At 58.8% G+C, this 13,020-nt stretch carries 13 protein-coding genes and 1 pseudogene; 4 read left to right on the top strand and 10 right to left on the bottom strand.

Going from position 1 to position 13,020, the window contains the following annotated elements; genetic code table 11:
• Positions 1-71: 71 nt before the first annotated feature.
• The 3 genes from RPE78_RS16365 to RPE78_RS16355 all read right to left on the bottom strand — a co-directional run bounded on the left by RPE78_RS16365 (position 72) and on the right by RPE78_RS16355 (position 3,058).
• A complete protein-coding gene (locus tag RPE78_RS16365) occupies positions 72-1,751 on the bottom strand; it encodes a DUF6798 domain-containing protein (protein ID WP_330629534.1) in 1,680 nt (559 codons plus the stop codon).
• Complete coding sequence (locus tag RPE78_RS16360) at positions 1,748-2,155, bottom strand: GtrA family protein (RefSeq protein ID WP_339110012.1); 408 nt, start codon at positions 2,153-2,155, stop codon at positions 1,748-1,750. Before RPE78_RS16360 ends, RPE78_RS16365 begins: the two co-directional genes overlap by 4 nt.
• Before the next feature lie 423 nt (positions 2,156-2,578).
• Entirely contained in the window at positions 2,579-3,058 is a 480-nt protein-coding gene (locus RPE78_RS16355) for a PEP-CTERM sorting domain-containing protein (RefSeq protein ID WP_330629532.1), read from the bottom strand.
• A 544-nt stretch (positions 3,059-3,602) separates the two neighbouring features.
• Here RPE78_RS16355 and RPE78_RS16350 point away from each other — a divergent pair.
• Positions 3,603-4,262, top strand: a complete 660-nt coding sequence (locus RPE78_RS16350) for a sugar transferase (RefSeq protein ID WP_406721722.1) — start codon at positions 3,603-3,605, stop codon at positions 4,260-4,262.
• A gap of 1,115 nt (positions 4,263-5,377) precedes the next feature.
• Here RPE78_RS16350 and RPE78_RS16345 read toward each other — a convergent pair.
• From RPE78_RS16345 to RPE78_RS16335, 3 genes are all read right to left on the bottom strand, one after another.
• Positions 5,378-5,536 (bottom strand): hypothetical protein, encoded by a 159-nt coding sequence (locus RPE78_RS16345; protein WP_330629648.1) that lies wholly within the window; start codon positions 5,534-5,536, stop codon positions 5,378-5,380.
• Between the two features lie 486 nt (positions 5,537-6,022).
• A complete protein-coding gene (locus RPE78_RS16340; protein ID WP_330629530.1) occupies positions 6,023-6,385 on the bottom strand; it encodes a hypothetical protein in 363 nt (120 codons plus the stop codon).
• Positions 6,382-7,758, bottom strand: a complete 1,377-nt coding sequence (locus tag RPE78_RS16335) for a S1C family serine protease (RefSeq protein ID WP_330629529.1) — start codon at positions 7,756-7,758, stop codon at positions 6,382-6,384. Before RPE78_RS16335 ends, RPE78_RS16340 begins: the two co-directional genes overlap by 4 nt.
• A gap of 300 nt (positions 7,759-8,058) precedes the next feature.
• Between RPE78_RS16335 and RPE78_RS16330 the strand changes: the two genes are divergently transcribed.
• The 3 genes from RPE78_RS16330 to RPE78_RS16320 are packed head-to-tail and all read left to right on the top strand — an operon-like array spanning position 8,059 to position 9,551.
• Positions 8,059-8,739, top strand: coding sequence for a hypothetical protein (locus RPE78_RS16330; protein ID WP_330629528.1), 681 nt, complete (start codon positions 8,059-8,061; stop codon positions 8,737-8,739).
• A complete protein-coding gene (locus RPE78_RS16325) occupies positions 8,740-9,390 on the top strand; it encodes a hypothetical protein (RefSeq protein ID WP_330629527.1) in 651 nt (216 codons plus the stop codon). It abuts the gene before it with no gap.
• A gap of 32 nt (positions 9,391-9,422) precedes the next feature.
• Positions 9,423-9,551, top strand: coding sequence for a hypothetical protein (locus tag RPE78_RS16320; RefSeq protein WP_330629526.1), 129 nt, complete (start codon positions 9,423-9,425; stop codon positions 9,549-9,551).
• 32 nt (positions 9,552-9,583) lie between these two features.
• On the opposite strand, the gene RPE78_RS16315 is transcribed toward RPE78_RS16320, so the two are convergent.
• The 4 genes and pseudogenes from RPE78_RS16315 to RPE78_RS16300 all read right to left on the bottom strand — a co-directional run bounded on the left by RPE78_RS16315 (position 9,584) and on the right by RPE78_RS16300 (position 12,952).
• Positions 9,584-9,862 carry a flavin reductase family protein gene (locus tag RPE78_RS16315; protein ID WP_330629525.1) on the bottom strand — a complete coding sequence of 93 codons (279 nt, stop codon included), beginning with the start codon at positions 9,860-9,862 and terminating at the stop codon, positions 9,584-9,586.
• A gap of 62 nt (positions 9,863-9,924) precedes the next feature.
• Positions 9,925-10,953, bottom strand: a complete 1,029-nt coding sequence (locus RPE78_RS16310) for a methionine synthase (protein WP_330629524.1) — start codon at positions 10,951-10,953, stop codon at positions 9,925-9,927.
• 16 nt (positions 10,954-10,969) lie between these two features.
• Positions 10,970-11,944: a putative oxygenase MesX gene (locus RPE78_RS16305; RefSeq protein WP_330629644.1), complete on the bottom strand. Its 975-nt coding sequence runs from the start codon at positions 11,942-11,944 to the stop codon at positions 10,970-10,972.
• Between the two features lie 151 nt (positions 11,945-12,095).
• Positions 12,096-12,952: pseudogene (locus RPE78_RS16300) on the bottom strand (LysR family transcriptional regulator).
• Positions 12,953-13,020 lie beyond the last annotated feature (68 nt).

The raw sequence follows: 13,020 nt of genomic DNA, 5'->3' as shown, positions 1-13,020 counted from the left end.
CCCCTTCAAGGGCTGTATGAATAGGTGAGAACACAAGGCAACAGGAAATAAACCAAAAGTTGTGCAAACTGCTATCGCGCGACAGTGCCGGACGGCACAGCCGCCAGCGCCTTTTCCGCAGAAAGAGTCTGTAAAACCCTGTAACGGGCATTGCTCCAGACCGGACGGGTGCAGTCCTGCAGGCCGTCGCGCGCTGCGCCATCCCCGTTGCGCTCGATGACAAGGTAATCCACCGGACGAGAGGCCGGCAACTGCCCCAGCGCGGCGCAATCGCCCGCAAAAACCTGCTGACGGAGCTGCAACAAACGATACCAGCGAATGATCTCCGAAGGGGTGGTGGGCACGAATTTCCAGTTCACCAGAGTTGCCCGCTGGCTAAGCCGTTCCAGCCCCAATCGCGGCATGTCGGCATCGCTGCGCATGTCGCCTTTGGCAGGCGCAATCAGGAACAGCGCCTCGGGCGGCGTCGATCTGCGCATCCATGCGACCAGCTCGGCATCCTCGGCCGACAGGCTATGGGCCAGATCGGGCACAGGCTGATGCGCCAGATTATAACCCAGCATCAGATATTGCGGTGCCACCCATGCCCCTGCCAGCAGAAAGGCCGCCAGAACGGGGCGCAGCATCGGCCTGCGGACCTTCTGGGGCGCCGCCTGCCCCGAGCCATCGGACAGCCGCGCCGTGATCCAGCGCAGCCCCGCCATGAAACTCAGCAGCAGGATCAATGATCCCGGTCGGAACATATAGAACATCCCGAAACGCTGGGTCTCGCGGTCGAGAAAGGCCAGACAGACCGCCAGCACCAGATAGAGGTTCAGACAGGCGACAAGCAGCATCAGACGCCGGTCCCGCGCCTGCGACAGATCCTGCCGCGCAAGGCCGAACGCCAGAGCCGCGATCACCGCCGCCATCAGGACCCCCGGAAACCACGTATGCGCGAACTCGCCCATAGAGACAAAGGGGGCAAGATGGTGCGGATTGCGGAAAACGGCATAGATCTGGTTGAGCGTCATCGACAGCCCTGCCATATCGGGTGTGCCGCCGGCCATCCTCTCGGAAAGGATGATCCAGACCAGCGGGGCCGTCAGCAGCAGATAGATTGCGAAAAACACCGCCATGCGCCGCCCTCTGGCCCCCTTGCGTCCCAAGGCGAACATGCCCAGCACCACCAGCATCCAGAACCCGCCCACAAGGAAATGCATCCATGTGGCCAGCGCGAGGCACAGCGCCGCCGCGAAAGCCGGAAACATGCGCGTTGCGGCACCGTCCGACCATGCCACCGCCAGCCCCGGAAAAATGAAGACATAGGCCAGAACCTTGGCCTCGACGCCCTGAAACAGCCATTCCTGCCCGAAGAGCGATTGCGGGGTGGCGACAAACAGCACCAAGGCGACCGTGGCCCCCGCGAGGCTTAGATGAAAGGCACGGGCCATCAGGCTGTAGCCCAAGGCAAGAGCAGGCAGGCATAGCGCCAGCAACGCAAGTTTGGCCCCGTCAAACCCGAACAGGTTGATCAAACTGCCGATCACGGCAAAACTGGCCACCCGCGCTTGCGAGGCATCGCGCACAGCATGATCGGGGCCGGACAGCTCGGGGTGGAAATGCGCCCAAGCAAGATCGAAGTAATTGACTTCATTGCCGGACCACCCCATGCGCCACATTTCGGGCACCAGCACGAACACCGCCGCAGCCCAGAGCAGTAGAAATGCGGCAGGCCCGGAGCGCGCGACAGGATCGGTCAGAAGTCTCATAAAGGACGCTCCTGTCGTTCGGTCGGCGGGCGGAACACGACCGTCCGCGCAAGAAGGAAAAAGGCCGCGCTGTAGCCGATCATCGCCACAGCCTGCGCCAGCCAGGAGGGCCAGAGGCGGAGACCGATCGAAAGGAGCGCGAGATTCAGCAGCCAGCACAACGCCACACACAGCACGAAGCGCAAGGCATGCCGCAAACCGCTTTGCGGGTGCTTGCGTGCGGCAAAAGTGATCCGACTGTTCAGCACGAAAGAGGTGACCAGCCCCAACACATAGCCGCCCGCATTGGCCCAGACCGGTCCGACCCCGCCCCACATCAACAGCAAGATAGTGCCATAGCCCACAGCCGTGTTGATCAGCCCGACAAGGGCAAAGCTTACCGCCTCGAAGCCTATCCCGCGCATGGAAGGGCGCATAGGGCCGCAATCAGAGGCATCAAAAAGATCTTCCGCGGGTTCCGCCATTGCCAGAAAACCTCCGAGAAGGACGCAAGGCAAGCTTTTCGGGTGCTCCGGACTACGGATCCCCTCCTCGCCTACGCTCAATTTCAAAATAACAAGAGACATCGCCCTGCCAAGCGCGCCCCCTGCCCTGAAGAAGAATAAAACGGCACTATTTCTAGGGACTTACCGCAGCCATCCCGAAAACGGGCGCCGCAAAATACGCATCCTAGGGTTGCAATGTGAAAAAGATTTGTCACGCGAAAAATGCGTCAGTAACAGAAAAACATATCGGCTTGTGTTAAAGAGATAACCAAAGCTGGCCATTTTCGACACCGCCCCCGAAGGGGCGGCACCAGAGCAACAGAGCCGGGAAGACCAGATAGATCAGGCCGCTTTTTTGCGGCGGCGCGCAACAAAACCACCCAGACCCAGAGCCCCTGCCAGCAGCGGCAGCGCTGCCGGAACCGGAACGGCAGGCACATCACTGATGGTCACGGTCACCGGTGCCGAAGAGGTCGACAGGAAGGCGACGGTCATCGAATAGTCATAGCCTGACGGATTGGAATCAGCGCTCAGATCATAGGTAAAGCTCGACCCGTGTGCCGCCGTCTCCATATCGAAGCTGCCATCGGTATTGATGCTATAGAGAATCGACCCCGCCGAATCCGGCGCATCGATATCGAACAGATACGTGCCGCTTTCAGCCACTTCGAACGAAAAGCTGAAAGATTGATAGACCCCGAGCCCGGGGACCGACAGCCCCGTGCTCACGCCGCTATAGGGGCCGATAACAGCCGCATTGGCGGCAAAACCGGCACCAAGGCTTACGGCAGCTGCAATAGCTGCGGTTTTCAGAAACGTCATGGAAAGCTCCCTCATCCGGAAGAACAGCCGCTGGATCGCGCCAGCTTCGGCTGTCTGGATAAACATGTTTGGAAACAAAACAGATGATACTGCGCTGCAGAACACACCTGCATGCCCCCCTTATGTCGTGTGCGCGCAGACGGAATCAAGAGAAATTGATGGAAATTGACGATGTATCTAAAATATGCTTATTTTCCGTGACGGTTTACAGAAAATGCAGCCGAAACAGGCGAATTTAAGAATCTTTTTTCTAAAAATCCCTCAATGGAGGGTGAACTCTCAGGAATTGCCCTAGATTGACTTTGGACGTAGCGTCCACATGTGAGTTAATAGGTTAAAAAATGATTAAATTTGTAGACCATTCAGAAAATTGGCTGTAATTCATGCATATCATTGCACGTTCTGGTTACCTTCCGTCGGCGTTTGCGGCGAAACCAGCTTGGTTCAGATTAGCTTAACAAGTGTTTCACCACCAAAAGACTGCCCAGCAGCTTGATTACACTCTCCCCATTTGTGGACTTATCTGATGAAATTTTCTTCGACCATGCCGACCTATGAAGGACCGGCCCCTTATGTGGGACACCGACCGGGATTTTATCAACGTCGGGGCAAACGCATTCTGGATATTTTTCTAGCCCTGCTGCTTCTGCCGGTATTGCTGCCGGTCATCGCCGTTCTATGGCTGATGGTACGTCGCGACGGAGGCCCGGGGCTTTTCGTGCAACCCCGCATCGGGAAAAATGGCAAAACCTTCCAATGTTACAAGCTGCGCACCATGCTTGTTGACGCCGAAGCCAAACTGCAAAAAATGTGCGCCGAAGACCCCAAGCTGGCAGAAGAATGGCATGTCCATCAAAAGCTTAGCATTGACCCCCGGATCACCTCCGTCGGTCGTTTCCTGCGCGCCACCTCGCTGGACGAGCTGCCCCAGATTTTCAACGTGTTCAAAGGCGATATGAGCTTTGTGGGCCCTCGCCCCTTCCTGATCGATCAGGAATCCCTCTATCGCAACGCAGGCGGCGCCGCCTATTTTGACATGCGCCCCGGCATTACCGGCCTGTGGCAGGTCGAAGGCCGCAATTCCACGACCTTCGTCGCCCGCGTCACGTATGACGATGATTATTTCGACAGGCTGAGCCTGAAAAGCGATCTGGGGCTGATCGTCAAGACCACATCGATTGTCGTCAAGCGCACCGGTCGATAAGCCACGATTTCTGACGCAGCCCAAAAGGCTTACAGGCGCATGTCCCGCCATGCATCCTAGTTTGGACCCGACCCGAGGGCAGGTCTGCCATCTTCCGCCTAGAGCCTCGGACCGTCCGGATTTGCGATTCACCACCGGCACAAGCTGTGTTAGGGTTTCGCCACGTCCTGAGTTGGCGTTTCTACAGGTAAAGGCGCGGGTTCTGCCATAACCCGCGCCTTAGCCTTGTCCGTCATACGCAACAGCCGCGCACAATCGGATACCAGCCCCGACAGCCCCTAATCCGAGGCAACGAAAAATGCAGAGCATGATCAAAACTCTTGATCATGCTGCTGTCGTTTACGGGTTCCCATACCACCTAAAGATGCATTACCAATGCTGCATATAATCTACCTGAGACACTAAGGGCGCGACATCACTCACGGAACTTCCGGTCGCGCCCGATTTTTCTGATACAGACCAAGGATCGGACGCGCCTATTTCTGACGCGGCACCTCGCCTCTCTGGGCAGATGCCCGGATCAACCGTCCCATCCCATGCAAAGTCTCGTCGGCACAAGCCGCCGTCGGTTTTGCGGGCTTGTCGATGACCGCTGCGTCCGAAAATCTGCTGCAGAAGATGATGAGGCCAGAAATCTGCGAATATTAGTATTCGCGCCGCAAGTGACATCGTATCGTCGAAACGAAAACAATTGAACAGCCGAAACTATGTCGTTCTCCCTAAGTTGGCAACTTGTTCGGGGAAAACTGATATCTGTTCGTCGGAATTAGCTTCAGGCAACCTTTGCTTGCCCTGCGTATCATGATCGCCGTTGGTGGCGGGCGGTCCGAATTCGCGAAGCTGACGTTTGGCCAAATCATCTTTTGACCACGGGTATGCACTTACGAAGGTTGCCAAAGGTCGCAAGATAATCGATGCAGCGCAGCATACGGCCAGAAGGGCGGGTGTTGTTGAAGAAGTCAGTCAAGATCGCCGGTTTTGAGGCTCGTCGTCGCTGAACCAGGCCGTTGCATTCGGGCAATCCCCCGCTCCTCCGCCTCAAGACGGCATGATAGCCGTTCATCTCATGCTGCGGCCTCCTGCTTGATGCTTCGCGGGCGCAGCTTCGCGAGTTTTCATAGGTTCTGGGCGATGGCGGCGAGCAGGAATTCGTCTTTGACGCCGTTTGGTCCGCGTAGCCGCGCCATCAACTCTGCCGCGATCACGCTGTCTTCCGCCGACAGATTGGCATCCCATTTCTCGCGGCTCCGGAAGGTAAGTTTCTTGGGCGCCACAGGCTCTCTCCTTGTCTTCGTCATCAAGGAACAGCCTAACCCAAGCCCCCGAAATCGCGCAGAGCGCAGCCTCTATAGGCCAGAAGTAAATTGATCCAGTAATGATGATCCTTGAACACCAAATCTCCCGCCAAATGCCGCCGCCCGCGCGATCTGCAAGCACGATCCCAATCTCAAGGACAGCGGGTCCGCCATGCAGTCGAGCTGGGCGCGGTGGTGCCAGCAGCGGCTTGATCCCCGCATCGAACGCGGGACCTCCAAAGAGGTTACGGGGCGTGACCAATAAGCTCGGGTTGCCTTCAGGTTGGTTGGCACAAAACCTGGCCATGAAACAGCATGCCGCCAATATGGCTGAGAGTGGCGCCCTCACGGTTCTCACCCGTCATCCCACAAGAGTGAAGGACTTCCTTTCATAAATTTGACCACCGGTCTCTGAATATCCCGATGACTGAAGCAGACGGAATGCCGTTTCACCTGCCCTCCTGCTTACTGGCTCATTGAAGCCACTATAGCTGCATGCAGATCCGGGCTCATCTTGGCATCCATAAATCGGTCCAATTTCTGAAGACCAGTTTTAACGCCTTTCGGGCTGGTATCATTCTCGCCCCCTAGCAGGTCATACAGTAGCTCCGCCAGAATTTTCTGGGCATCAGGATCGAGGTTCCTAAAGGCCTCTGTCTGCTCCAGCGATCGAAGTCCATCGTCAGAAACAACAAATTTTTTCCTCAAAAAATAAGCTCCCCAAATGTAGCGAGATTCCTCAGATTTGCATTTATTGGCAACCGTCAGCCGATATGTCCAACCATTCAATGACGCAGGTTGCCCACATGCCCGCTGGCCCTCTTTCATTCGCACCTGATGAAATGGGTCACCTTCTGCAAGCGCTTGGCCAGCTCTTCAGGTGGAAGCGCGTCGGCACCATCCGCCAAGACCGGCTCCACGCCATTCTGGGCCAGAAACAGCTTTACAATCTCACCGCGGATCGCGAAATTCACGTTTTGCGGAATATCCCCGATCTCGTTCTGGATGACCTGCGCATCGAGCTTGGCCACCACCACGCCCACGATCTGCCCGCGTGCATCGCTTACCGGCCCGCCCGAATTGCCGGGCTGGACAGGCGCCGAAATCTGCATCCGGCTACCATCGCCCGACAGCCCCTTCACACTGGTCACGGACCCGCGCGTGACATTCAGCCCGCCCAAGAGCCCCGCCAGTGGATAGCCCGCGACGGTGACATCGGAATTCAACCCCGCGGGGCGCATCGCAAATTCCGCCACCGGAAGCCCAGTCACGCCTTGCACCTGCACCAGCGCCAGATCGAAGCTTTCATCCTTGCCAACAAGCGTTGCCGGCGTTCCGTCCACGGAAATCGCGCGGCAATCGCCCGCGACATGGGCATTCGTCAGGATCATCCCGTCGGCGGCAACGGCAAAGCCGGTCCCCGTTCCGGCATGCGCAGGCTCAGGCGCATCGGGTTCCGCCTCCAGCGGGCGCTGAGCGACCTCTCCGGTCACGGCAGGTTCGTCCTCCTCTTCCATGGCTGCGAAGAAAGCGGCGGTCCCCTCCAGTAGCTCACCATCCTCGGGCAGGAACATATCCGGCCCCTGATATGGCAGGATCGAGCCTGTCACCACGGCGAAAGCCCCGCCATCCTCATCACGCGCCCGCACCAGAAGCGTCGACCAATGACCGGCCGCCACATAATCCGAACGGACATAGAGCGTCTCGCCATCGCGCCCGCGCCCTGAGGTGATCCAGAGGCGATCCTTGCGCACGGTATAGGGTGTGCCTTGGCTGTTTTGGGCGACATAGTCATGAAAGCCTACGGTCATCTCCAGATCGACCTGAAACAGCGAGACGCCCAAGGACGAGTGGTCATCGACCAGATCGATCCCGTGCCCATCGCTGCGCGTCACAAGCCGCATCTCGTTCATCGGCACAAGGAAAGACAGATCGGAGGAGCCGAAGTAATGCCGCCGCCAGCCTTCTTCCACGAACCGCGAGACTGTCGCGGCAACCACAGCGACAGGCGCGAGATTGGGCGGGTTCTCGAGATCAAGACCCAGATCTGCTTGACGCATATAGGCTTTCAGGGACCGGTTACTGCCCGCCCCCCATTTCCCATCAATCATGCCCGAATAAACGCCTTGCAGCGCCAGCCCCGCTTGGAGGTAACGCAACTCATCCGCGGTCAGATCACGCGCATCGAATGTCTCGAGCAATTCATTCTTAGTCCAGGACCAACCCGGTTCGGGCGTGAACAGACTGGCAGCAGCAAGACAAACAAAGCCAGCAACACCTTTGAGCATCAGAAAACCCGTCAAATAAAACGCCCAATCAATCAGCCAATCTTCCGTCAGATAAAAGGTTCTGTCCAGAGGACTACTGCAGTGGCAAGCAGCATATCCTTTCAAATGCCCCGAATTCTTCGCATGCCATATGACGCATTGACCATTGACCCCCGGACCAAGGATCGGCTTCATGATCAGGCATAGATTTTCTGATAAGACCCGTTCCATCCCATGTCCGAATTCGATTACCTGCGCGACAAGTTGCGGCGCTTGCGCGAGCAGAACCCTGCGGATCTGAACCTGCGCTGCCATCGCGCGGTCACATGGCTCTGCCGGTCCGATGATCTGGTCGCAGACGACCCCGATGCGGCGTTCATCTTCGGCTGGATCGCCTTCAACGCCGCCTATGCCCGCGACATCGGCAATGACCCTACAGCGCCGGAACGGCGAGTGTTTCAAGACTTCTTCACCGCTCTCGTGGCCGCCGACCCGAAGGGCCGCATCGCCCATGAGCTCTGGTGCCAGCATGAGGGGCTGATCACGCGGCTTCTGGATAACCCCTTCATATTCAACCCGTTCTGGCGCTTCCATAATGGCGACACCGAGGACGCCGATTGGGCCGAGCGTTTTGCCAAGGCCAAGGACGTCGCCCGCGAGGCGATCGAGCGCGAGAATGCGGCGCATCTTCTGTCGATCCTCTTCGACAGGCTCTATGTGCTGCGCAACCAGCTGATGCATGGCGGCACGACATGGGGCAGCCGAGTGAACCGCGCGCAGATGCGCGACGGGGTCGAGGTTCTGCATTGCCTGCTGCCTGTCTTCGTGGACACGATGATTTCGGCACCCGACAGGGATTGGGGCATCGCCCATTATCCCGTGATCGAGGACCCGCCCGTAACGGATATTCCCTAGATGCATTACCCTTTTCTCGTCGCCGATCCCCGCTCGGGGCTGCAGTTCCGGCTCTCAGATACCCTTCTGGCCGAACTGTCGCTGGCGCCCATAGCGGCGGAGTGGCCGGTGGGCCGGATAATCGCCGAAGCGCCCGATCCGGTCTGGGCCGAAAGCCTTGCCAATGCGCCCGTCGAGACGATCTCGGCGGTGAGCACCGCGCTTGAGGATCTGGTTATGGCCACGCCCGATCTGCGCGTGCCGGTGGTCGATCTCCCCGAGAGCCGCGCCAAGCGGCATCTCCTCGCGCTGACCCGTCTTTGGGCCTATCTGGGCAAGGCGCTGGCCGAGGGGCTCGCGCCCCTGCGCCATGTGCTGGAGCTACCGCATGGATGCTTCCTCGCCCCGCTGCCGGTCGTCGAAGGCTCGCTTGACCCGCAGGCCCCCGCCGCGATGCAGGCGCTTTATCAGCGCCTGAAGGATGAATTCGGCACGGTGAGCGCCCCCACCCGTGGTCGCTCGGCCAAGAGGGAAGCCGCCTCCATGCGCTGCAAGGCGGCCTCACGGCCCCTGAAATCACGGCAGGTCCTGCGGATACCAGCCTACGTTTTTACGGGCTACGCGACCCTGCCGCCTGCGCCGATTTTGCCGCAGCCCATGCGCGGGCGCTGATCGAGGCGGGCGTTGCCGCCCGCGAGATCGCGGTGCTTTCCGCCGCCGACCCGCGCCAGATCGCCCGCGCTTTTGCGGCGCAGGGCGTGCCCCTCTCGGGACTGCCCAAGGGGCTTCCCGAGCGCGATCTAATCGGCGAGGCCGCTCGGGCCGCGTTGTGATGGTAGTCTCCGACATGTGGCATATCCCTTTCTCAGCTGAGAATTGACGGCGTCTGGGCCTGCATCCCCTCGTCCAGAATATTCACCGCAAAGTGCCCTGCCTGTTCCAACCTGATCCGCATCCGCGCCCGACGGGCAACCGAGATCGCAATGAGCGGCGGATCGAGCGAAACTGACATGAAAGCGCTAAGTGTCATGCCGTGATCCCCGTCTTCCGTGCGGGTTGAAATCACACAGACGCCGGAGGCAAAGCGCCCGCAACAATCGCGCAACGCGCGCGGATCGATGGCGGGCCTGATATCATCATACATCGGAAGGCCTTCTTTGTAAAATGAGGCGGGCCTCGGCCAGCCCCGAACATTATCCCCGAATGTCAGCCCTGTAATTCAGACCGCACAATCGCCGCACCCGAGACAAGTGCCGCAAGCTTGCCCCGCGCCACATCGCGCGACAGCGGCGCCATGCCGCAATTGGTGCAGGGGTAAAGCTTATCGGCATCCACAAAGTTGAGAGCCTCCCGCAGGGTCGCGGCCACGTCTTCGGGCTTCTCGATCACATTGGAGGCCACATCAATAGCGCCGACCATCACCTTCTTGCCTCGGATCAACTCGATCAGATCCATCGGCACATGGGAGTTATGGCACTCGAGCGAGACCAGATCGACGCTGGATTTCCGGATGCTGGGGAATATCTCTTCATATTGACGCCACTCTTGGCCCAGCGTCTTCTTCCAGTCAGTATTGGCTTTGATGCCATAGCCATAGCAGATATGGACAGCCTTTTCGCAGGTCAGCCCCTCCATCGCACGTTCCAGCGTGGCCATGCCCCAGTCATTGACCTCTTCAAAGAAGACATTGAACGCGGGCTCGTCAAACTGGATGATATCGACGCCGGCCTCCTGCAATTCACGCGCCTCCTCATTCAGGGCCACGGCAAATTCCCATGCCAGTTTCTCGCGGCTTTTGTAATGCGCGTCATAGAGCGTATCGATCATGGTCATCGGGCCCGGCAGCGCCCATTTGATCGGGGCGCTGGTCTGGGCACGCAGGAACTTGGCATCCTCGACAAAGACAGGTTTCTGGCGCGAGACCTCGCCCACCACAGTCGGCACGCTGGCCTCATAACGGTTGCGGATGGTGACCGTTTCGCGCTTCTCGAAATCCACTCCTTCGAGATGTTCGATAAAGGTAGTCACAAAATGCTGGCGGGTCTGTTCGCCATCCGAGACGATGTCGATGCCCGCTGCTTGCTGTTCGCACAGTGCCACGCGCAGCGCATCTTCTTTGGCCTCGGTCAGCGCCGCGCCATCAAGCTTCCATGGCGACCAGAGCGTTTCAGGTTCGGCAAGCCAGCTGGGTTTGGGCAGGCTGCCTGCGGTAGATGTGGGAAGAAGTCGGGTCATGTCGGTGCTTTCTGTATCAGGCCGCAAAACGGGCGGCCCATTCGGCGAGACGCGCCTGATGGGGTTTGATGAGATGCTTGGCAGTATATTCGCCTTGAGTTATCGCCAGCTGGCTGCGCTCCTCGCGATCATAGGTGATGCGGGTGGGCGAATAATCGTCATGCGTCAGGCTCGGGCGGAAGATCTCGGCGGCACGGGCGTTCGCGTTATAGATCTCGGGGCGGTAGATGCGCTGGAAGCTTTCCATCGTTGCAATCGTAGCGATCAGCTCGAGATCGCTATACGCATTGGTCAGATCGCCCGCGTGATAGAAAGCCAGAGGGGCTACGCTGCCCTCGGGCATGAAATAGCGCGCCTTCAGCCCCATCTTGCCAAAATAGCTTTCGGTCAGAGAGGTATCATCGGCCAGATATTCCGCGCCCAGCACAAGGTGATAGCCCGCCGTCCGCTGGTAGATATTGTTATGCGACACACTCAGGCAGATGACAGGCGGTTTGTCCGAAAGCGCCTTATAGGCGGGGGATGCGAGAAAGCTTTTGAACAGCTTGCCATGCAGATCACCGAAATCCTCGGGCACGTCGAAATGCGGGCGATCCTTGTTGAACTGCTGCAGGCGCAGGCTGAAATCATAATCGCGGACATAGGAGGAGAAGTTATTGCCAACCAGCCCTGCGATACGCGTGCAGCTTCGATGGTCGCGAATGCTGGTCTTGAGCATCTCGATAACCGGAAAGCGCTGGCCCTGCGGCAGATCCATCTCGACCGAGAGGATATCAAGCTCGACCGAATAGCGGTCGGCCGTGGGATTATCCCATTGCGCCAGAGCGTTGAAGCGGTTGTCGATCATACGCAGCGCGCGGCGCAGGTTATCACGGCGATGCGCCCCGCGTGCAAGATTTGCAAAATTGGTGGTCAGGCGCGTATGGTCGCGCGGCGCGTAGCTTTCGTCAAAACGCAGCTTCGAGACCCTGAAAGTAAAATCCTCGGACATCATATGGGCATCCTGTCATGGCGGTGGACACCCTTTATGTGCCTGCAGGGTGCCAACCAATCAGCGGTTGAAAAGTGGTACCGCTGATATGGAAGAAACCCGACATGAAGAAAAATGATTATATCTCAGAGATCCATGACGCACTGTCATGTCAGGCCTCGACACGGGCCGCCAGTTCGATAAACCCGCGGAAATAATCGGGTAGGTCCCCGTTGCGGTGGCCCAGATGGATGGATTGGGCGATCCCCTCGCCCAGATGCAGCCCGCGCACACCTTTTGCCCCGCGCAACAGCCAGTCGGGGGTCACGCTGACGGCTCTGCCCGACGCCACCAGCCGCAGCATCAGGTCGGTCGTCTCGACCGTGCGGTGACGGCGGGGGAGCGTATGCGCGGGGATCAGGAACTGGCTGTAGATATCCAGCCGCTCGCGCGAGACAGGATAGGTGATCAGCGTCTCGGCGACCAAATCCTGCGGCATAACCCATGACTGCGCAGCCAGAGGGTGACGATTGGCCACGGCCAGAACCAGCTCGCAATCAAAGACCGGTGTATACTCCAAACCGTGATGTTCAGACAGGGTCAAGGGTCACAAGGATATCGATCTCATGGCTCAGCAGGGCCGCCAGCCCCCCGAACTGGAAGGCCGTTGTAACATCCAGATCGACATCGGGCCAAGCCGCCAGGAACGGGTCCACCACCCGCATCAGCCAATCCTGACAAGGGTGGCACTCCATCCCGACACGGATCGCGCCGCGCCGCCCTCGGGCATAATCCTCCAGCACGGTCGCGCCATATTCCAGCTGCGGCAGTACCCTTTGCGCCAGCCCCAGCAGATAGTCGCCCGCAGGTGTCAGCCGCAGAGCTTATGGCCCTCGCGCTCCCACAGTTTGACCTGATGGCGGTCTTCAAACCGGCGGATTGGGTCAGGCACAATTTTTCCGCCGCCGCCGTCAGACTTCCCGTGCGATCGATCTCGCGCAAGATAGCCAGAGGTTGGGTGTCGATCATCGTCCATGCTCCGCTTTGTCAGGGGGATATATAGGCAGGCGGCCCGAACCCCACAATCGCATTGCACC

Source organism: Thioclava litoralis (assembly GCF_045278885.1).
Classification (GTDB): Bacteria; Pseudomonadota; Alphaproteobacteria; order Rhodobacterales; family Rhodobacteraceae; genus Thioclava; species Thioclava litoralis.
The sequence above is the reverse complement of the archived record's forward strand: the minus strand, read 5'-3'. Positions and strand labels throughout refer to the sequence as shown.

Coding starts and splice junctions, on each gene's coding strand:
- RPE78_RS16330 (WP_330629528.1), top strand. CDS start 8,059: ATGTCCGAATTCGATTACCTGCGCGACAAGTTGCGGCGCTTGCGCGAG.
- RPE78_RS16315 (WP_330629525.1), bottom strand. CDS start 9,862: ATGTATGATGATATCAGGCCCGCCATCGATCCGCGCGCGTTGCGCGAT.
- RPE78_RS16360 (WP_339110012.1), bottom strand. CDS start 2,155: ATGCGCGGGATAGGCTTCGAGGCGGTAAGCTTTGCCCTTGTCGGGCTG.
- RPE78_RS16325 (WP_330629527.1), top strand. CDS start 8,740: ATGCATTACCCTTTTCTCGTCGCCGATCCCCGCTCGGGGCTGCAGTTC.
- RPE78_RS16355 (WP_330629532.1), bottom strand. CDS start 3,058: ATGACGTTTCTGAAAACCGCAGCTATTGCAGCTGCCGTAAGCCTTGGT.
- RPE78_RS16310 (WP_330629524.1), bottom strand. CDS start 10,953: ATGACCCGACTTCTTCCCACATCTACCGCAGGCAGCCTGCCCAAACCC.
- RPE78_RS16305 (WP_330629644.1), bottom strand. CDS start 11,944: ATGTCCGAGGATTTTACTTTCAGGGTCTCGAAGCTGCGTTTTGACGAA.
- RPE78_RS16365 (WP_330629534.1), bottom strand. CDS start 1,751: ATGAGACTTCTGACCGATCCTGTCGCGCGCTCCGGGCCTGCCGCATTT.
- RPE78_RS16350 (WP_406721722.1), top strand. CDS start 3,603: ATGCCGACCTATGAAGGACCGGCCCCTTATGTGGGACACCGACCGGGA.
- RPE78_RS16340 (WP_330629530.1), bottom strand. CDS start 6,385: ATGAAAGAGGGCCAGCGGGCATGTGGGCAACCTGCGTCATTGAATGGT.